The following is a 14,578-nucleotide window of genomic DNA, read 5'->3' as shown; positions in this document are numbered from 1 at the left end:
TTGCTTGCTTGCGGCGAAAATTACTCGCCGGCGACTTCGACCGGCTGCGCTTCTGCCGGGCGGTCCAGCAGTTCGACCAGCGCCATCGGGGCGTTGTCGCCCTTGCGGAAACCGAATTTGAGGATGCGCGAGTAGCCGCCGTTGCGGGCTGCATAGCGCGGGCCAAGTTCGTCGAACAGCTTGCTCACCATCTCGCGGTCGCGCAGACGGGCGAACGCCAGACGGCGGTTGGCCAGGCTCGGATTCTTGCCCAGGGTCAGGATCGGTTCTGCCACGCGGCGCAGTTCCTTTGCCTTGGGCAAGGTGGTCTTGATGACTTCGTGACGCAGCAGCGAAACGGTCATGTTGCGCAACATCGCCAAACGATGGCTGCTGGTGCGATTGAGTTTTCTAAGTCCTAAACGATGACGCATGATTTTCCTCTTTTGCTTTCTGAACCGGCTTCAACCAGTCAGGCTTTATTTCTCGGACACTGCCGCCCAGTTTTCCAGCTTCATGCCCAGCGACAGATCATGCTCGGCCAGAATTTGCTTGATCTCGTTGAGCGATTTGCGGCCCAGGTTCGGCGTGCGCAACAGATCGGCTTCGGTGTACTGGATCAGGTCGCCGATGTAATGAATGCTCTGCGCTTTCAGACAGTTGGAAGAGCGCGGAGTCAGTTCAAGATCGTCCACCGGACGCAGCAGCATCGGATCGACTTTCGGCGCCTGCGGTTTTTCAACCGGGGCAGGGGTGCCTTCCAAAGCGGCAAACACGGAGAATTGCTCAACCAGAATCCGCGCGGCATAACGGATCGACTCTTCCGGATCAATGGCGCTATTGGTCTCGATATCGATGATCAGCTTGTCCAGGTCTGTGCGCTGCTCGACGCGGGCGCTTTCGACCGCATAGCTGACGCGCAGGATCGGGCTGAAGGAGGCATCCAGGGCGATATGGCCGACCGATTTGGTCGCACCCGGTTGCTGGCGCGAAATGGCGGACACGTAACCGCGGCCCTGTTCGATCTTGATTTCCATGTCCAGCTTGCCGCCGGCGGTCAAATGCGCAATGACGTGATCCGGATTGATCACTTCGGTATCGGCATCGACCTCGATGTCTGCGGCGGTCACGACTCCGGCACCTGCTTTCTTCAGGTGCAGCGTGGCTTCCTGCTTGCCATGCAATTTGAGCACAAGACCTTTCAGGTTCAGCAGAATCTCGACCACGTCTTCCTGCACGCCGTCGATCGGCGAGTATTCGTGCAGCACGCCGGCGATCTTGACTTCGGTCACCGCATAGCCGGGCATCGAGGACAGCAGGATGCGACGCAGGGCATTGCCCAGCGTATGGCCATAGCCGCGCTCGAAGGGCTCCATCACCACCCGGGCCTTGGTCGCCGAGATGTTCTGCACATCGATAATGCGCGGCTTCAACAAATTATTGGTAGGCATATTCGACTCCGCGTTGATTACTTGGAATACAACTCGACAACGAGGTGCTCATTGATGGTTGCCGGCAGTTCGGACCGTTGCGGCAATGCCTTGAACGTGCCCTTGAACGCTTTGCTGTCCACTTCAAGCCACTCCGGGAAACCGCGTTGTTCTGCTGCTTCCAGGGCAGATTTCAGGCGCAACTGATTCCTGGATTTATCGGCGACTTCGACGACGTCCCCCGGCTTGACCTGGTATGAAGGAATGTTTACGCGCTTGCCGTTGACCAGGATGCTGTTATGGCGCACGGTCTGACGCGCTTCGGCACGGGAACCGCCAAAACCCATACGGTAGGCGACGTTGTCCAGCCGCGATTCAAGAATCTGCAGCAGGCTTTCGCCGGTGATGCCGCGCGATCTTTCTGCACGCTTGTAGGTCAGGCGGAATTGGCCTTCCAGCACGCCGTAAATGCGGCGCAGTTTTTGTTTTTCGCGCAGTTGCCCGCCGTATTCTGAAACCCGCTGGTTACGGCGCTGGCCATGCTGGCCGGGCGGATAGGCGCGGCGCTCGACCGCACACTTGTCGGTGAAGCATTTTTCAGCTTTCAGAAACAGCTTCTCGCCTTCGCGGCGGCACTGACGGCACTTTGCATCAAGATTTCTAGCCAAGATCCATACTCCTTAAATACGGCGCTTTTTCGGGGGACGGCAACCGTTGTGCGGCACCGGCGTAATGTCCGAAATGCTGGTGATTTTGAAGCCGGCTGCGTTCAGGGCGCGCACGGCGGACTCGCGTCCGGGGCCGGGGCCCTTGATGCGCACTTCCAGATTCTTGACCCCGCACTCAACAGCGGATTTACCCACTGTTTCGGCAGCGATCTGCGCCGCGAACGGCGTGCTCTTGCGCGAGCCCTTGAACCCCTGCGCGCCACTGGTGGACCAAGCCAAGGTGTTACCCTGACGGTCGGTGATGGTCACGATGGTGTTGTTGAAGGAAGCGTGAACGTGGGCGATGCCTTCGGCAACGTTCTTCTTAACTTTCTTGCGCACTTTCGTGCTGGTCTTTGCCATGGTTGCTGTCCTCTACTAAATTACTTTTTCGCGCCGGCGATGGATTTGCGCGGACCTTTGCGGGTGCGAGCATTGGTGCGGGTGCGTTGGCCGCGGCAGGGCAAGCCGCGACGGTGGCGCAAGCCGCGGTAGCAGCCCATGTCCATCAGCCGCTTGATATTCATCGTCACTTCACGACGCAGGTCGCCCTCAACCGTGAACTTGGCAACTGCATCGCGCAGCCTTTCCATTTCGGAATCGCTAATGTCCTTGATTTTGGTCGAGACCGTGACACCGGCTGCAGCACAAATTTGCTGCGCGCGGGTCCGTCCGATGCCATAAATGGCGGTCAACGCAATTTCAGCGTGTTGGTGGTTTGGAATGTTTACACCGGCAATACGAGCCATGCAGCTACCCTATCGTTCAAAAGTTGCGAATTCTAACATCCAGCGGCGATTAAACTCAATCAACCCTGGCGCTGTTTGTGGCGCGGATCACTGCTGCAGATCACACGAACCACACCTTTGCGCCGCACAATCTTGCAGTTGCGGCACACTTTTTTCACGGACGCTTGGACTTTCATTTGCTTCTCCTTGCTTCTCTCTCAATTTCGACTACTTGCTACGGAACACGATGCGCGCCCTGGTCAAGTCGTAAGGCGACACATCAACCGTCACCTTGTCTCCGGGCAAAATCCGGATGTAATGCATTCGCATCTTGCCGGAGATATGTCCCAATACCTCAAAACCGTTTTCCAACTTCACTTTGAAAGTTGCATTGGGCAGGGCCTCCACAATCTCGCCCTGCATCTGAATGACATCTTCCTTTGCCATCCGCGAATCAACTCGCTTTGAAATTGGCCTTTTTCAACAGGTTTTCATACTGGTGCGTCATCAGGTACGACTGCACTTGCGCCATGAAATCCATGGTTACCACCACCAGAATCAGCAACGAGGTCCCGCCAAAATAGAAGGGTACATTCCACTTGACCACCAGAAATTCCGGCAACAGACATACCAGCGTTATATAAACCGCACCGACCATGGTCAGGCGCAACATGATTTTCTCGATGTAACGGGCGGTCTGTTCTCCGGGACGAATCCCGGGCAGGAACGCTCCGCTCTTCTTCAAATTGTCGGCCGTATCTTTCGGGCTGAACACCAGCGCGGTGTAAAAGAAGCAGAAGAATATGATCGCTGCCGCGTAAAACATCACATAGATCGGCTGCCCCGGGGCGAGTTTGTCGCTCACGTCCCGCAACCACAGCATGCTCCCGCCGGAACCGAACCAGCCGGCAAGGGTGGCGGGAAACAAAATAATACTCGAAGCAAAAATCGGAGGAATCACACCCGCCATGTTCAGCTTCAGCGGCAGGTGCGAACTCTGTCCGCCATAGATTTTGTTTCCGACCTGGCGCTTCGCATAGTTGACCAGGACCTTGCGCTGGCCGCGCTCAACGAAAACCACCAGCGCGGTGACCAGGATGGCGCCAAAAAACAAGGCCAGCACCAACGGCACGGAAAATGCGCCGGTTCGCGCCATTTCCAGAGTCTTGCCGATCGCGCTGGGCAAGCCCGCCGCAATCCCGGCAAAAATGATCAGCGAAATGCCGTTACCCAAGCCACGTTCGGTAATCTGCTCGCCCAGCCACATCAAAAACATGGTGCCCGTAACCAGCGTGACGACCGTAGTCAATTGAAACATGACGCCGGGATGCAACACCAGATCCTTTTGGGACTGCAGCATCACCGCGATCCCGAACGACTGGAACAAGGCCAGCACCAGGGTGCCGTAGCGCGTGTACTGGGTAATCTTGCGCCGCCCGGCTTCGCCTTCTTTTTTCAACTGTTCCAGATGCGGCACTGCAATCGCGGCCAATTGCATGATGATCGAAGCCGAGATGTACGGCATGATTCCCAACGCAAGAATGGTAAAGCGCTCCAGTGCGCCACCCGAAAACATGTTGAACATGCCGAGAATGCCGCCTTGCTGCTGCTTGAACAAATCCGCCAACACATTGGGGTCGATACCAGGCACTGGGATATGCGCGCCGATGCGATAGACCACCAGCGCCCCCAGCAGGAACCACAGCCGGGTACCCAGGTCACCATATCTCGCTTTGACTGCCGGTTTACTCACCATGCATCCTTATTCCGCAACCGAACCGCCAGCCGCTTCGACTGCGGCGCGCGCGCCCTTGGTCAGCACCAAGCCTTGCAGCTTGACGGCACGGGTTATCTCTCCGGACAAAATCACCTTGGCCGTCAGCGCATTGGCAGAAATGACGCCCGCCTGTTTCAGCACCAGCAGATCGATCGTGTCAACCGGCAACTTTTCCAGATCGGACAGGCGTACCTGGGCCGTGTCGTTGCGCGTCAACGAAACAAAGCCGCGCTTGGGCAGACGGCGCTGCAAAGGCATCTGACCGCCTTCGAAACCGACCTTATGAAAACCGCCGGCACGGGATTTTTGCCCCTTGTGGCCGCGACCCGCCGTTTTGCCGAGTCCGGAACCGATGCCGCGTCCGACGCGACGCTTGGCGTGCTTGGAACCTTGTTCAGGTTTGATTTGATTGAGTTGCATTTATGCCTCGCACTTGACCAGGTAATACACTTTGTTAATCATGCCGCGCACCGCCGGGGTGTCTTCCACCACAACCGTGTGATTGATGCGGCGCAGACCGAGGCCGCGCACCGTGTCGCGATGCGACTGCTTGGTGCCGATGACGCTCTTGATCTGCGTAACTTTCAATGTTTTTGCTTGAGCCATGGTTACCCCGCGATCTCTTCTACGCTTTTGCCGCGTTTGGCGGCGATCTCTGCCGGAGAATTCAAAGCCAGCAGCCCGTTCAAGGTGGCACGAACAACGTTATACGGGTTGCTGGAGCCGATGCACTTGGCCAGCACGTTGCGCACGCCGACCGCCTCGAACACCGCGCGCATCGCACCGCCGGCGATAATCCCGGTACCGTCCGACGCCGGAAGCATGACAACCTTGGCGGCGCCGTGACGCCCAACGACAGCATGGTGCAGCGTCCCGTCCTTGAGATTGACCTTGACCAGCTTGCGACGGCATTCTTCCATCGCCTTCTGTACGGCAACCGGAACTTCCTTCGATTTACCCTTGCCCATACCGACGCGGCCGTCACCGTCACCCACCACGGTCAGCGCGGCAAAACCCATGATGCGCCCGCCCTTGACCACCTTGGTGACGCGATTGACGTGAATCATCTTCTCGATGAGGCCGTCGCCCTTATCTTCTTGTTGCTGATTCTTGCCTTGTTGCGCTTTAGCCATGATTCACCCCAGATTTAGAACTGCAAGCCATTTTCGCGCGCGGCATCCGCCAGCGCCTTGATGCGACCATGGTACTTGTTACCGGAACGGTCAAACGCAACAGAAGTTACGCCTGCGCTCTTGGCCTTTTCTGCAATACGCTTGCCAACCGCCGCCGCGGCAGCGGTATTGCCGCCGTGGGCGAGCTCCTTCCGCAGTTCAGCTTCCAGCGTCGAGGCACTTGCCAGCACGGTGCTCCCGTCCGCAGAGATCACCTGTGCATAAATGTGCAGATTGGTGCGATGGATGGCCAGACGAACCGCCTTCTGCTGGGCGATCCTTGCACGGGTTTTACGGCCTCTGCGCTGACGCGCTTCGTTCTTGTTCAACATATCAACCTCGATTATTTCTTCTTGGTTTCTTTCAGGATCACCACCTCATCCGCGTATCGCACGCCCTTGCCCTTGTAAGGCTCGGGTTCACGGTAAGCGCGAATTTCGGCAGCAACTTGTCCGACCTGCTGCTTGTCCGCACCGGTCAGCACGATTTCGGTTTGCGACGGTGTCGCAACTTTTACCCCTTTGGGCATCTTGTGCACCACGGGATGCGAAAAGCCCAGGGTCAAATTCAGCGCATCGCCGGCAGCTTGCGCACGGTAACCGACACCCACCAGGGTCAGCTTGCGCTCGAAGCCTTTGCTCACTCCGGACACCATGTTCGCCAGCAAGGCACGCAGCGTTCCCGATTGGGCATCGGCTTGCTTGGATTCATCAGCCGCCTTGCACAACAGCGTATCGCCCTCGCGCTCGACTTTCACATCCCCCTTCAACACCTGGGTCAAAGTACCCAACGGACCCTTGACGGAGATTTTATCGGCTGCAACCGTCACTTCGACGCCGGACGGTACCAGCACAGGATTTTTAGCAACTCTAGACATGTTTCCCCCCTTAAGCGACGATGCAGAGAACTTCGCCGCCGATTCCATTGGCGCGCGCAATGCGATCAGTCATCAAACCTTTGGAGGTGGAAACGATCGCGATTCCCAGACCGTTCATCACGCGCGGAATATCCTCGCTGCCTTTATAGACACGCAAACCCGGACGGCTCACGCGCTGGATTTTTTCAATCACAGGACGATCGGCGTAGTACTTCAGACCGATTTCCAGGGAGGGTTTGCCGTCATGGTCCACGACCTTGAATCCCTCCACATATCCCTCGTCCTGCAGCACCTTGGCAATCGCCACCTTGATCTTGGAAGAAGGCATCGAAACCACTATTTTTTCCGCCATCTGCGCATTGCGAATGCGCGTCAACATGTCGGAGATCGGATCACTCATACTCATAAATTCACCCTTACCAGCTGGCCTTAACTACACCTGGAATTTCACCGCGCATCGCGTATTCGCGCAACTTGGTACGCCCCAAACCGAATTTACTGAACACTCCGCGCGGACGACCCGTCAGCGCGCAACGGTTGCGCAAACGCACCGGACTGGAGTCGCGCGGCAATGCCTGAAGTTTCTGGCGGGCCGCAAAGCGCTCCTCCTCGCTGATCGAAACATTGCTTGCGATCGCCAACAGCTCGGCGCGCTTGGCGGCGAATTTCTTGACGACCTCGCGGCGCTTCTGGTCGCGGTTAATTACAGCAGTTTTAGCCATATCACCCTCAATTCTTCAATGGGAATTTGAACGCCATGAGCAAAGCCCTGGCTTCCTCGTCACTTTTTGCGGTGGTCGTGATCGTGATGTTCATGCCGCGCAGTGCGTCGATCTTGTCGTACTCGACCTCGGGGAAAATGATCTGTTCCTTGATGCCCATGTTGTAATTGCCACGACCATCAAAAGACTTGCCGGAGATGCCACGGAAGTCACGGATACGCGGAATGGCAATCGTCACCAGGCGATCCATGAATTCGAACATGCGATCACGGCGCAGGGTCACCTTGCAGCCGACCGGATAATTTTCGCGAATCTTGAAACCGGCGATGGACTTCTTGGATTTGGTCACCACCGGCTTTTGCCCGGCGATTTTCTGCATGTCCGCAACCGCGTGATCCATGACCTTCTTGTCGGCAACCGCCTCGCCCACCCCCATATTGAGGGTGATTTTTTCGATGCGCGGCACTTCCATCACGGATTTGTAGCCAAACTGCTTCATCAGCTGAGGCGCCACCGTATTCTTGTAGTAGTCGTATAAACGAGCCATTTGTTACCCCTTACGCAATCACTTCGCCGCTGGACTTGAACACGCGCACTTTGCGCCCGTCTTCCAGTGACTTTACGCCCACGCGATCGGCTTTTTTGCTGCTCGCGTTGTAGATGGCGATATTGGAAACATGCACGGGCTTCTCGATTTCAACGATACCGCCAGCACTACCCTTCATTGGATTCGGCTTCTGGTGCTTCTTGACTTTGTTGATCCCCGCCACCAGCACCTGGTCGCCGCTGACGTTCAGCACGCTGCCGCGACTCCCCTTGTCTTTGCCGGCGATGACGATCACGTCATCATTTTTTCTGATTTTGCGCATGATTTATCCTCGACTATCGCTTACAGCACTTCCGGCGCCAGAGACACGATCTTCATGAAGCGCTCGGTGCGCAGTTCACGAGTGACCGGCCCGAAGATGCGCGTCCCGATCGGCTCCAGCTTGTTGTTGAGCAACACCGCGGCATTGCCGTCAAACTTGATCAGAGAACCATCGGAGCGGCGCACGCCCTTGGCGGTACGCACGACGACAGCGCTATACACTTCGCCTTTTTTAACGCGCGAACGCGGAGCGGAATCACGGATGCTGACCTTGATCACGTCGCCGACGCCGGCATAACGGCGCTTGGAACCGCCCAACACCTTGATGCACATGACAGAACGAGCACCGGTGTTGTCGGCTACATTCAAAACAGACTGCATTTGTATCATTTTTTAATCTCCAACTTTTTCCGCCTGCGGCGGCTAGTTTTGGAACCCGTTCGGGTTAGGCCGCCGCAAGCGACGGTGAAACGAAGCCGCGCATTCTAGTCAAACCTGCCAACCTGCGCAAGCACTATTTCTAATTTATGCTGCCAGCAGTGCTCAAGCCGTCTTGACCACGCGCCACGACTTGGTTTTGGACAGCGGCCGGGTTTCTTCGATCGTCACGACATCGCCATGGTTGCATTCGTTGTTCTCGTCGTGCGCGTGGTATTTCTTGGAAACACGCACCACCTTGCCCAGCACCGGGTGTTTGACCTTGCGCTCCACCAGCACGGTGACCGTCTTGTCCATCTTGTCGCTCACAACCGTGCCCGTCAGCGCACGCTTCAGATTCGTCGCACTCATTGCTGCACACCTTTTTCTGTCAATACTGTTTTAATCCGGGCGATGTTGCGGCGCACCGTGTTCAATTGGCTGGTATTGCTCAGTTGCTGGGTCGCCAACTGCATGCGCAGACCGAATTGAGCCTTGCCCAGGGAGAGCAACTCCTGCTGCAAGTCAGCCACCGATTTTTTCTTCAGTTCGTTCGCCTTCATGATCACATCCCCACCTGTCTGACGACAAAGGTCGTCTCGATCGGCAACTTCGCGGTTGCCAGCTTGAACGCTTCGCGCGCCAACGACTCCGGCACACCGTCCATTTCGTACAACATTTTGCCGGGACGAATCTCGGCGACGTAGTACTCGGGATTGCCCTTGCCGTTACCCATCCGGACTTCAGCCGGTTTTTGCGAAATAGGCTTGTCCGGGAAGATGCGGATCCAGATCCGGCCGCCGCGCTTGATATGCCGCGTCATGGCGCGACGCGCCGCCTCGATCTGACGCGCAGTCAGGCGGCCGCGGCCTACGGCCTTGAGCCCGAATTCGCCGAAACTGACCTGGTTGCCGCGCGTTGCAACGCCGGTGTTGCGGCCTTTTTGTTCCTTGCGGTATTTTCTTCTAGCTGGCTGTAGCATGTTTCGCTCCCGACTTTCTTACTTTCTTTTCTGGCTCGGCAACAACGGGAGCAGCAACTTCCTGCTGACCAGTATGGTCACCCTTGTAAACCCACACCTTCACCCCAATGATGCCGTAGGTGGTTTTCGCTTCGGCAAAACCGTAGTCGATGTCGGCGCGCAGGGTGTGCAAAGGCACACGTCCTTCGCGATACCACTCGGTGCGGGCGATTTCGATGCCGTTGAGACGGCCGCCGCTCATGATCTTGATCCCCTGCGCCCCGAGACGCATCGCGTTCTGCATCGCGCGCTTCATGGCACGACGGAACATGATGCGTTTCTCCAGTTGCTGTGTAATCGATTCGGCAATCAGTTGCGCGTCGATTTCCGGCTTGCGCACCTCCTCGATGTTGAGCCCTACGTCCGGCAGCCCCATGCGGAGTCGTAACTCGGCACGCAGCTTCTCGATATCCTCGCCTTTTTTGCCAATCACCACCCCCGGTCGCGCCGTATAGATGGTGATCTTGGCATTCTTGGCAGGGCGCTCGATGACAATCTTGGAAACCCCGGCGCCTGCCAGTTTTTTCTTCAGATAATCGCGAACCTCGATGTCCTTGAGCAACAACTCCGAGAAATTCTTGCTATTCGAATACCACTTGGATGTCCAGTTTTTCTGGACGCTCAAACGGAACCCGATCGGATTAATTTTCTGACCCATGCTGTTAGCTCCCGACGGTGATCGTAATGTGGCAGGTTTGCTTCTCGATGCCGGTCCCGCGCCCCTTGGCGCGCGGGATCATGCGTTTCAGAGAAGCGCCCTTGTCCACATAGATGGTGGAGACTTTCAATTCGTCGATGTCCGCGCCGTCGTTATGCTCAGCGTTGGCGATGGCGGAATCAAGCGCCTTCTTGAGGATGGCGCCACCCTTCTTCGGGCTGAAAGTTAGAATGTTCAACGCTTGCGCCACGGGCAGGCCGCGAATCTGGTCTGCGACCAGGCGTGCTTTTTGTGCCGACAAACGAACACCACGAATGACTGCTGTTGTACTCATCATGTCTCCTTATTTCTTGGCGACTGCTTTTTTATCGGCAGCATGACCTTTGAAGGTGCGAGTCAAAGAGAATTCGCCAAGTTTGTGCCCCACCATATTTTCGGAGACATAGACCGGAACGTGCTGTTTGCCGTTGTGCACCGCGATGGTCAGGCCCACAAACTCGGGCAAGACCACGGAACGACGCGACCAGGTCTTGACCGGGCGCTTGTCGCTGGTGGCGCGCACCGTCTCGACTTTTTTGAGCAGATGCAGGTCAACGAACGGACCCTTTTTGATAGAACGTGCCATATCCTGTTACCCCTTAAACCTGAAAGCGGCGGCGCACGATCATGCCGCTCGTCCGCTTGTTGCTACGAGTGCGATACCCCTTGGCTGGAACACCCCAGGGACTGACCGGATGCCGACCGGCGGCGGTCTTGCCTTCGCCACCACCGTGCGGGTGATCCACCGGGTTCATCGCCACACCGCGCACTGTCGGGCGGATGCCGCGCCAGCGATTTGCGCCGGCCTTGCCGATCGAACGCAGCAAGTGCTCACCGTTGCCGACCTCGCCCAGCGTGGCGCGACAATCAATGTGCACCTTGCGGATTTCACCGGAACGCAAGCGCAATTGAGCATAGCTGCCTTCACGCGCCAAAAGCTGAACCGATGTACCGGCAGAGCGCGCCAACTGCGCCCCTTTGCCAGGCAGCATTTCGATGGCATGGATGGTCGAACCCACCGGCATGTTGCGCAACGGCAAGGTGTTGCCAGTCTTGATTGGCGCTTCCGAGCCGCTCATCAGTTCCGCCCCGGCCGCAATTCCCTTGGGCGCAAGGATGTAGCGACGCTCGCCATCCGCGTACAACAACAAGGCCAGATGGGCGCTGCGGTTCGGATCGTATTCCAAACGCTCGACAACAGCCGGAATCCCATCCTTGTTGCGCTTGAAATCCACCAGGCGATAGTGTTTCTTGTGCCCGCCGCCCATATGGCGCACGGTAATGTGGCCGTTGTGATTGCGTCCCGCTGTGCGCGTTTTTTTCTCCAACAGCGCAGCGACCGGCTTGCCATTGTGCAGCTCCTTATTGACCACGCGCACGACGGCACGTGTGCCCGGCGAGGTTGGTTTGAGTTTGATCAGTGCCATGTTTTACCCCTGCTCACTTGCGGCAAAGTTGATTTCCTGGCCAGCGGCGAGGCTGACGTAGGCCTTTTTCCAGTCTTTGCGACTCCCCATGAAACGGCCGAAGCGTTTCTGCTTGCCCTTCACGTTGCTGACCTGCACGCCCTCAACGGTCACCTTGAACAGCTTTTCCACGGCCGCCTTGATTTCCGGCTTGGTCGCATCGCTTGCCACGTGAAAGATGACCTGCCCGCTCTTCTCCGCAACGAAAGTTGCCTTTTCGGAAATCTGCGGTGCCAGCAACACGTTCAGCAAACGCTCTTCATTGAATTTGGTCGTAGTCATGCCAGCAACTCCTCGATTTTTGCGATCGCATTGCGCGTAACGAGCACATTGGAGAAACGAACCAGACTGACCGGGTCGGCCTGATGCGCCTCGACCACCAGCACGTTGGGCAGGTTGCGCGCCGACAGGTACAGATTCTCGTCGATGCTGTCGGTGATGATCAGCAGACGCGCATCCTGCAAACCTATCCCCTTGATCTTGTCCGCCAGCAGCTTGGTCTTGGGGGCCGAAACCGACAAAGCCTCGATCACGCTCAAGCGACCATCGCTAACCAGCTTGGAGAAGATGGAAGCCAGACCGGCGCGGTACATCTTGCGGTTGATCTTGTGGCTGTAGTTCTGGTCCGGGCTGTTCGGAAAAATCTTGCCGCCGCCTCGCCACAGCGGGCTGGAGGCCATACCGGCGCGCGCACGGCCAGTACCCTTTTGTGCGAACGGCTTGCGCGTGGACTTGGCAATCTCGCTGCGCCCTTTTTGCTTGCTGTTGGCGGAACGCGCGTTGGCCTGGTAAGCCACGACCAGCTGGTGCACCAGCGCTTCGTTGTATTCACGACCGAACAGGTCATCGGAAGCCTTGATGCTCGCACCCGGCTTGCCGTTTTCATTGATTACTTTAAGTTCCATCATGCCCCCGCTTTCACTGCCGGGCGCACGATCACGTCGCCACCAGGCGCACCGGGAACGGCACCACGCACCAACAGCAACTGGCGCTCGGCGTCGATACGAACGATTTGGAGATTTTGCACGGTGCGCTGCACATCGCCGAGATGACCGGTCATGCGCTTGCCCGGGAACACACGGCCCGGATCCTGCGCCATGCCGATGGAACCCGGCACGTTGTGCGACTTGGAGTTACCGTGCGAAGCGCGACCCGATTTGAAGTGGTGACGTTTGATGGTACCAGCATAGCCCTTACCGATCGTCACGCCGGTCACATCGACTTTTTGCCCGACCTGGAACAAGTCCACGCCGACATAGCCGCCCAGCGTCAGCGCAGCGAGCTGCTCCGGCGTGGCGGTGAATTCTTTCAATACGCTACCCGCTTCGACACCCGCTTTGGCAAAATGCCCTGCAGCAGCCTTGGTCACGCGGCTGGCACGGCGCGTCCCATACGCGACCTGCACTGCGCTGTAGCCATCGACGGGAGCGGTTTTGATCTGGGTAACACGATTATTGGACACGTCCAGCACGGTCACCGGCAACGATGTTCCGTCGTCGGTAAAGATGCGGGTCATGCCAATCTTGCGACCGACAAGTCCTAAACTCATTTTTATTTCCTTTATTAAGGGGCCGACTTCAATTGGTCGGCCGATTCGGATACTGCAACCACGGTTACTGCAACTTGATCTCCACATCCACGCCAGCCGGCAGATCCAGCTTCATCAACGCGTCAACCGTCTTGTCGGTCGGGTCGATGATGTCCATCAGGCGCAGGTGGGTGCGAATTTCGAACTGATCACGCGAAGTCTTGTTCACGTGCGGCGAACGCAGCACGTCGAAACGCTCGATCTTGGTCGGCAGGGGAACCGGCCCCTTGACTACCGCGCCGGTGCGCTTGGCAGTGTCCACAATCTGCAATGCAGACTGGTCGATCAAACGGTAGTCGAACGCCTTCAGGCGAATGCGAATTTTTTGACTTTGCATAATCTTCTCTGGCTTCTATGCGGCATTGCCGCTGGTTTAAAGAACGAAAACGCGGGACTACAGCCACGCGAGGGCGCGCATTGTATCCAGTGTCCCGAAACGATGCAACCCAAAGTTGCGCAACATCGGACTTAAAACACGGAACGGGATGATTTAATCCCGTGCCCGCTATTTTCCCGGCGCGATTCTTACTCGATGATCTTGGCAACCACCCCGGCGCCGACGGTACGGCCGCCCTCGCGGATGGCGAAGCGCAGACCTTCTTCCATGGCGATCGGGTTGATCAGATTCACCGTAATGCTCACGTTGTCACCCGGCATCACCATCTCGGTGCCGGCCGGCAGTTCGACCGCTCCGGTCACGTCGGTGGTGCGGAAGTAGAACTGCGGGCGGTAGCCCTGGAAGAACGGGGTGTGGCGACCGCCTTCGTCCTTGCCCAGCACGTAGATTTCGGCAGTGAACTTGGTGTGCGGGGTGATGGAGCCGGGCTTGGCCAGAACCTGGCCACGCTCGACTTCTTCGCGCTTGGTGCCGCGCAGCAGCACGCCGACGTTGTCGCCCGCCTGACCCTGGTCCAGCAGCTTGCGGAACATTTCGACGCCGGTGCAGGTGGTCTTGAGGGTGGGCTTGATGCCGACGATCTCGAGTTCGTCGCCGACCTTGACGATGCCGCGCTCAATCCGGCCGGTCACCACGGTGCCGCGACCGGAGATGGAGAAGACGTCTTCCACCGGCATGATGAAGGCGCCGTCGATGGCGCGTTCCGGGGTCGGGATGTAGGTGTCCAGGGCT

General features: G+C 57.4%; 30 protein-coding genes. All 30 read right to left on the bottom strand.

Annotated elements, in window-relative coordinates; genetic code table 11:
• Positions 1 to 20: 20 nt before the first annotated feature.
• Complete coding sequence (rplQ, locus tag ACKTSJ_RS08695) at positions 21 to 413, bottom strand: 50S ribosomal protein L17 (protein ID WP_407899356.1); 393 nt, start codon at positions 411 to 413, stop codon at positions 21 to 23.
• A gap of 45 nt (positions 414 to 458) precedes the next feature.
• The gene (locus ACKTSJ_RS08690; RefSeq protein WP_407899354.1) at positions 459 to 1,430 is read right to left on the bottom strand and encodes a DNA-directed RNA polymerase subunit alpha; all 972 of its coding nucleotides are present in this window, start codon (positions 1,428 to 1,430) and stop codon (positions 459 to 461) included.
• A 17-nt stretch (positions 1,431 to 1,447) separates the two neighbouring features.
• Positions 1,448 to 2,077: a 30S ribosomal protein S4 gene (gene rpsD, locus ACKTSJ_RS08685; protein ID WP_407899352.1), complete on the bottom strand. Its 630-nt coding sequence runs from the start codon at positions 2,075 to 2,077 to the stop codon at positions 1,448 to 1,450.
• 12 nt (positions 2,078 to 2,089) lie between these two features.
• Positions 2,090 to 2,479 (bottom strand): 30S ribosomal protein S11, encoded by a 390-nt coding sequence (gene rpsK / locus ACKTSJ_RS08680; protein ID WP_407899350.1) that lies wholly within the window; start codon positions 2,477 to 2,479, stop codon positions 2,090 to 2,092.
• Positions 2,480 to 2,499: 20 nt separating this feature from the next.
• Positions 2,500 to 2,865: a 30S ribosomal protein S13 gene (gene rpsM, locus ACKTSJ_RS08675; RefSeq protein WP_407899348.1), complete on the bottom strand. Its 366-nt coding sequence runs from the start codon at positions 2,863 to 2,865 to the stop codon at positions 2,500 to 2,502.
• Positions 2,866 to 2,924: 59 nt separating this feature from the next.
• Positions 2,925 to 3,041: a 50S ribosomal protein L36 gene (gene rpmJ / locus ACKTSJ_RS08670; RefSeq protein WP_407899347.1), complete on the bottom strand. Its 117-nt coding sequence runs from the start codon at positions 3,039 to 3,041 to the stop codon at positions 2,925 to 2,927.
• Between the two features lie 31 nt (positions 3,042 to 3,072).
• A complete protein-coding gene (infA, locus tag ACKTSJ_RS08665) occupies positions 3,073 to 3,291 on the bottom strand; it encodes a translation initiation factor IF-1 (RefSeq protein WP_407899346.1) in 219 nt (72 codons plus the stop codon).
• 7 nt (positions 3,292 to 3,298) lie between these two features.
• On the bottom strand, positions 3,299 to 4,597 hold the full coding sequence (gene secY, locus ACKTSJ_RS08660) for a preprotein translocase subunit SecY (RefSeq protein ID WP_407899344.1): 1,299 nt from the start codon (positions 4,595 to 4,597) through the stop codon (positions 3,299 to 3,301).
• A gap of 9 nt (positions 4,598 to 4,606) precedes the next feature.
• Complete coding sequence (rplO, locus tag ACKTSJ_RS08655; RefSeq protein ID WP_407899342.1) at positions 4,607 to 5,041, bottom strand: 50S ribosomal protein L15; 435 nt, start codon at positions 5,039 to 5,041, stop codon at positions 4,607 to 4,609.
• Positions 5,042 to 5,227 (bottom strand): 50S ribosomal protein L30, encoded by a 186-nt coding sequence (gene rpmD / locus ACKTSJ_RS08650; RefSeq protein WP_407899340.1) that lies wholly within the window; start codon positions 5,225 to 5,227, stop codon positions 5,042 to 5,044.
• 2 nt (positions 5,228 to 5,229) lie between these two features.
• Entirely contained in the window at positions 5,230 to 5,754 is a 525-nt protein-coding gene (gene rpsE / locus ACKTSJ_RS08645) for a 30S ribosomal protein S5 (protein WP_407899338.1), read from the bottom strand.
• Positions 5,755 to 5,768: 14 nt separating this feature from the next.
• Positions 5,769 to 6,125, bottom strand: a complete 357-nt coding sequence (gene rplR / locus ACKTSJ_RS08640) for a 50S ribosomal protein L18 (protein ID WP_407899336.1) — start codon at positions 6,123 to 6,125, stop codon at positions 5,769 to 5,771.
• Between the two features lie 11 nt (positions 6,126 to 6,136).
• Positions 6,137 to 6,670: a 50S ribosomal protein L6 gene (rplF, locus tag ACKTSJ_RS08635; protein WP_407899334.1), complete on the bottom strand. Its 534-nt coding sequence runs from the start codon at positions 6,668 to 6,670 to the stop codon at positions 6,137 to 6,139.
• Positions 6,671 to 6,680: 10 nt separating this feature from the next.
• Positions 6,681 to 7,076: a 30S ribosomal protein S8 gene (gene rpsH, locus ACKTSJ_RS08630; RefSeq protein ID WP_407899332.1), complete on the bottom strand. Its 396-nt coding sequence runs from the start codon at positions 7,074 to 7,076 to the stop codon at positions 6,681 to 6,683.
• A gap of 10 nt (positions 7,077 to 7,086) precedes the next feature.
• The gene (rpsN, locus tag ACKTSJ_RS08625) at positions 7,087 to 7,392 is read right to left on the bottom strand and encodes a 30S ribosomal protein S14 (RefSeq protein WP_407899330.1); all 306 of its coding nucleotides are present in this window, start codon (positions 7,390 to 7,392) and stop codon (positions 7,087 to 7,089) included.
• A 7-nt stretch (positions 7,393 to 7,399) separates the two neighbouring features.
• Positions 7,400 to 7,939 (bottom strand): 50S ribosomal protein L5, encoded by a 540-nt coding sequence (gene rplE, locus ACKTSJ_RS08620; protein WP_407899328.1) that lies wholly within the window; start codon positions 7,937 to 7,939, stop codon positions 7,400 to 7,402.
• Positions 7,940 to 7,949: 10 nt separating this feature from the next.
• Positions 7,950 to 8,261 (bottom strand): 50S ribosomal protein L24, encoded by a 312-nt coding sequence (gene rplX / locus ACKTSJ_RS08615; RefSeq protein WP_407899326.1) that lies wholly within the window; start codon positions 8,259 to 8,261, stop codon positions 7,950 to 7,952.
• A 20-nt stretch (positions 8,262 to 8,281) separates the two neighbouring features.
• Complete coding sequence (gene rplN / locus ACKTSJ_RS08610; RefSeq protein ID WP_407899324.1) at positions 8,282 to 8,650, bottom strand: 50S ribosomal protein L14; 369 nt, start codon at positions 8,648 to 8,650, stop codon at positions 8,282 to 8,284.
• A gap of 153 nt (positions 8,651 to 8,803) precedes the next feature.
• Positions 8,804 to 9,049 (bottom strand): 30S ribosomal protein S17, encoded by a 246-nt coding sequence (gene rpsQ, locus ACKTSJ_RS08605; protein ID WP_407899322.1) that lies wholly within the window; start codon positions 9,047 to 9,049, stop codon positions 8,804 to 8,806.
• Entirely contained in the window at positions 9,046 to 9,240 is a 195-nt protein-coding gene (gene rpmC / locus ACKTSJ_RS08600; RefSeq protein ID WP_407899320.1) for a 50S ribosomal protein L29, read from the bottom strand. The genes rpsQ and rpmC overlap by 4 nt, the downstream gene beginning before the upstream one ends.
• A 2-nt stretch (positions 9,241 to 9,242) precedes the next feature.
• Positions 9,243 to 9,659: a 50S ribosomal protein L16 gene (gene rplP, locus ACKTSJ_RS08595; RefSeq protein WP_407899318.1), complete on the bottom strand. Its 417-nt coding sequence runs from the start codon at positions 9,657 to 9,659 to the stop codon at positions 9,243 to 9,245.
• A complete protein-coding gene (gene rpsC, locus ACKTSJ_RS08590; RefSeq protein WP_407899316.1) occupies positions 9,643 to 10,356 on the bottom strand; it encodes a 30S ribosomal protein S3 in 714 nt (237 codons plus the stop codon). The genes rplP and rpsC overlap by 17 nt, the downstream gene beginning before the upstream one ends.
• Positions 10,357 to 10,360: 4 nt before the next feature.
• Positions 10,361 to 10,690 carry a 50S ribosomal protein L22 gene (gene rplV, locus ACKTSJ_RS08585; RefSeq protein WP_407899314.1) on the bottom strand — a complete coding sequence of 110 codons (330 nt, stop codon included), beginning with the start codon at positions 10,688 to 10,690 and terminating at the stop codon, positions 10,361 to 10,363.
• Between the two features lie 9 nt (positions 10,691 to 10,699).
• Positions 10,700 to 10,981 (bottom strand): 30S ribosomal protein S19, encoded by a 282-nt coding sequence (gene rpsS / locus ACKTSJ_RS08580; protein WP_407899312.1) that lies wholly within the window; start codon positions 10,979 to 10,981, stop codon positions 10,700 to 10,702.
• Between the two features lie 13 nt (positions 10,982 to 10,994).
• Entirely contained in the window at positions 10,995 to 11,822 is an 828-nt protein-coding gene (rplB, locus tag ACKTSJ_RS08575; RefSeq protein WP_407899310.1) for a 50S ribosomal protein L2, read from the bottom strand.
• 3 nt (positions 11,823 to 11,825) lie between these two features.
• On the bottom strand, positions 11,826 to 12,143 hold the full coding sequence (rplW, locus tag ACKTSJ_RS08570) for a 50S ribosomal protein L23 (protein WP_407899308.1): 318 nt from the start codon (positions 12,141 to 12,143) through the stop codon (positions 11,826 to 11,828).
• Entirely contained in the window at positions 12,140 to 12,766 is a 627-nt protein-coding gene (gene rplD / locus ACKTSJ_RS08565) for a 50S ribosomal protein L4 (protein WP_407899306.1), read from the bottom strand. Before rplD ends, rplW begins: the two co-directional genes overlap by 4 nt.
• Positions 12,766 to 13,410, bottom strand: coding sequence for a 50S ribosomal protein L3 (gene rplC / locus ACKTSJ_RS08560; protein ID WP_407899304.1), 645 nt, complete (start codon positions 13,408 to 13,410; stop codon positions 12,766 to 12,768). The genes rplD and rplC overlap by 1 nt, the downstream gene beginning before the upstream one ends.
• 64 nt (positions 13,411 to 13,474) lie before the next feature.
• Positions 13,475 to 13,786 (bottom strand): 30S ribosomal protein S10, encoded by a 312-nt coding sequence (gene rpsJ, locus ACKTSJ_RS08555; RefSeq protein ID WP_407899302.1) that lies wholly within the window; start codon positions 13,784 to 13,786, stop codon positions 13,475 to 13,477.
• A 188-nt stretch (positions 13,787 to 13,974) separates the two neighbouring features.
• The coding region (locus ACKTSJ_RS08550) for an EF-Tu/IF-2/RF-3 family GTPase (protein WP_407899300.1) at positions 13,975 to 14,578 on the bottom strand (604 nt) is incomplete at its 5' end.

Source organism: Ferrigenium sp. UT5, assembly GCF_045866295.1.
In the GTDB taxonomy this organism is placed as follows: domain Bacteria; phylum Pseudomonadota; class Gammaproteobacteria; order Burkholderiales; family Gallionellaceae; genus Sideroxyarcus.
Note: the sequence above shows the minus strand (reverse complement) of the source record. Positions and strands in the feature narration are given on the sequence as shown.

Bases quoted from the DNA above. Each gene is read 5' to 3' on its own strand.
- rpsE (WP_407899338.1), bottom strand. From the start codon at position 5,754: ATGGCTAAAGCGCAACAAGGCAAGAATCAGCAACAAGAAGATAAGGGC.
- rpmC (WP_407899320.1), bottom strand. From the start codon at position 9,240: ATGAAGGCGAACGAACTGAAGAAAAAATCGGTGGCTGACTTGCAGCAG.
- rpsQ (WP_407899322.1), bottom strand. From the start codon at position 9,049: ATGAGTGCGACGAATCTGAAGCGTGCGCTGACGGGCACGGTTGTGAGC.
- rpsS (WP_407899312.1), bottom strand. From the start codon at position 10,981: ATGGCACGTTCTATCAAAAAGGGTCCGTTCGTTGACCTGCATCTGCTC.
- rpsN (WP_407899330.1), bottom strand. From the start codon at position 7,392: ATGGCTAAAACTGCTGTAATTAACCGCGACCAGAAGCGCCGCGAGGTC.
- ACKTSJ_RS08690 (WP_407899354.1), bottom strand. From the start codon at position 1,430: ATGCCTACCAATAATTTGTTGAAGCCGCGCATTATCGATGTGCAGAAC.
- rplD (WP_407899306.1), bottom strand. From the start codon at position 12,766: ATGGAACTTAAAGTAATCAATGAAAACGGCAAGCCGGGTGCGAGCATC.
- rpsM (WP_407899348.1), bottom strand. From the start codon at position 2,865: ATGGCTCGTATTGCCGGTGTAAACATTCCAAACCACCAACACGCTGAA.
- rplX (WP_407899326.1), bottom strand. From the start codon at position 8,261: ATGCGCAAAATCAGAAAAAATGATGACGTGATCGTCATCGCCGGCAAA.
- rplV (WP_407899314.1), bottom strand. From the start codon at position 10,690: ATGAGTACAACAGCAGTCATTCGTGGTGTTCGTTTGTCGGCACAAAAA.
- rplR (WP_407899336.1), bottom strand. From the start codon at position 6,125: ATGTTGAACAAGAACGAAGCGCGTCAGCGCAGAGGCCGTAAAACCCGT.
- rplE (WP_407899328.1), bottom strand. From the start codon at position 7,939: ATGGCTCGTTTATACGACTACTACAAGAATACGGTGGCGCCTCAGCTG.
- rpmD (WP_407899340.1), bottom strand. From the start codon at position 5,227: ATGGCTCAAGCAAAAACATTGAAAGTTACGCAGATCAAGAGCGTCATC.
- rplP (WP_407899318.1), bottom strand. From the start codon at position 9,659: ATGCTACAGCCAGCTAGAAGAAAATACCGCAAGGAACAAAAAGGCCGC.
- rpmJ (WP_407899347.1), bottom strand. From the start codon at position 3,041: ATGAAAGTCCAAGCGTCCGTGAAAAAAGTGTGCCGCAACTGCAAGATT.
- rplQ (WP_407899356.1), bottom strand. From the start codon at position 413: ATGCGTCATCGTTTAGGACTTAGAAAACTCAATCGCACCAGCAGCCAT.
- infA (WP_407899346.1), bottom strand. From the start codon at position 3,291: ATGGCAAAGGAAGATGTCATTCAGATGCAGGGCGAGATTGTGGAGGCC.
- rpsK (WP_407899350.1), bottom strand. From the start codon at position 2,479: ATGGCAAAGACCAGCACGAAAGTGCGCAAGAAAGTTAAGAAGAACGTT.
- rplW (WP_407899308.1), bottom strand. From the start codon at position 12,143: ATGACTACGACCAAATTCAATGAAGAGCGTTTGCTGAACGTGTTGCTG.
- rplO (WP_407899342.1), bottom strand. From the start codon at position 5,041: ATGCAACTCAATCAAATCAAACCTGAACAAGGTTCCAAGCACGCCAAG.
- rpsJ (WP_407899302.1), bottom strand. From the start codon at position 13,786: ATGCAAAGTCAAAAAATTCGCATTCGCCTGAAGGCGTTCGACTACCGT.
- rplC (WP_407899304.1), bottom strand. From the start codon at position 13,410: ATGAGTTTAGGACTTGTCGGTCGCAAGATTGGCATGACCCGCATCTTT.
- rplB (WP_407899310.1), bottom strand. From the start codon at position 11,822: ATGGCACTGATCAAACTCAAACCAACCTCGCCGGGCACACGTGCCGTC.
- rpsC (WP_407899316.1), bottom strand. From the start codon at position 10,356: ATGGGTCAGAAAATTAATCCGATCGGGTTCCGTTTGAGCGTCCAGAAA.
- rpsH (WP_407899332.1), bottom strand. From the start codon at position 7,076: ATGAGTATGAGTGATCCGATCTCCGACATGTTGACGCGCATTCGCAAT.
- rplF (WP_407899334.1), bottom strand. From the start codon at position 6,670: ATGTCTAGAGTTGCTAAAAATCCTGTGCTGGTACCGTCCGGCGTCGAA.
- rplN (WP_407899324.1), bottom strand. From the start codon at position 8,650: ATGATACAAATGCAGTCTGTTTTGAATGTAGCCGACAACACCGGTGCT.